This window comes from Pseudomonas sp. AF32, from assembly GCF_022342325.2.
GTDB lineage: Bacteria > Pseudomonadota > Gammaproteobacteria > Pseudomonadales > Pseudomonadaceae > Aquipseudomonas > Aquipseudomonas uvaldensis.
Map to the genome: position 1 here is coordinate 1 of NZ_RQJK02000052.1, position 1,185 is coordinate 1,185.

Genomic DNA, 1,185 nt, shown 5'->3' on the forward strand with positions numbered 1-1,185 from the left:
GTGGGAGATTCTATGGTTGAGGGGAAGCCCTCAAGCCGCTTTTGGTTGGTATTCGCTTTGCCCTTTCAGCAGAGCGAATACGATCCGAGCAAGCTTGCGAGCCAGCATTACCAACGCCTGAGTGGTAGTGAAACCGCGAGCTCTTTGCTTTTCATAGAAGCCTTTCCAGGCGGACGTACGGCTTGCTGACATGGCCGCATTGTGCAAAAGCCGGCGTACTTCTGGGTCACCTCGTTTACTCAAGCTGCGGCGCCCGTCTTTTTGTCCTGATTTCGACACTCGCAAGTCCATTCCCAAGAAGGCAATAAAAGCATCTGCATTTCTGAAGTCGCCCCGCTGAAATGCCGTAAGCAAGCGGGCTCCGGTTAGAAATCCAATGCCCTCAACTTTCAGGCACCGGTTCAACTGGCCTAGCAAACCGGCATCCTTCAGATGATCCTTGATGGCCTTCTCGATCAATGTCTCAAGCCTTTGCATGGCTGAAATTTGTTCAGCGAAAGCGGTCTTCAGCAGCGGCTCGTTAGCCCAGCTTTGTACCAGGGCCACTCGAGCCTGAACCAAGGCTGCACGACGGCGGAAAAGGCTCAGCAGCTGGCGATACAGCGGGGATGGCGGGGTCCAGGGGTGAAGCTCATGCCCTTCGTTCTTCAGGTAACGAGCCAGCAACTTGGCGTCCAGTGCGTCGGTTTTGGCGCGGATTTTTACGCCTTCGCGGTAATGATGAAGTTCATAACCGCCCACCATGTAGATCACGCAGCCAGCCTCATAGGCCAGATCAGCGAATTCCAGGTGATAGATATTAGTCGACTCAATGGCCACAGCGACGGGCCCCGGCAATGCTTTCAACCACCGTTTGATGGCCGCTTTGTCGTTGGGAATCGCTTTCAGTACGTCAAGTTCGGCGTGATAGATCACCAGTTCGTTCTTGGCGACATCCACGCCCACAATCGGCTTTGTGACAGAAACCGGCATTGCCATTGAAAATTCTCCGGGCTAAGGTTTGAACACTTGAAGGGTTCACCCAGAGGCGCAGGCTTGTTCCTATCGTCGGTTTAGGCCAGATGCATTCTTTATCGGCGCTTGGGTGAAAGGAGGAGGGGCGAAATCTCCCACAGTCTGTACTGCGGCTAACAGTCAGAATCGAGCCTTGTCCCTCCTCCTCCCTTCAAGTCCTACCATACAAGC

The 1,185-nt window shown here is 54.0% G+C and carries 1 protein-coding gene; it reads right to left on the reverse strand.

Annotated elements, in window-relative coordinates; all coding sequences use genetic code 11:
• Positions 1-30 precede the first annotated feature (30 nt).
• Positions 31-978, reverse strand: a complete 948-nt coding sequence (locus EGM97_RS26045; protein ID WP_238964968.1) for an IS110 family transposase — start codon at positions 976-978, stop codon at positions 31-33.
• Between the last annotated feature and the right edge of the window lie 207 nt (positions 979-1,185).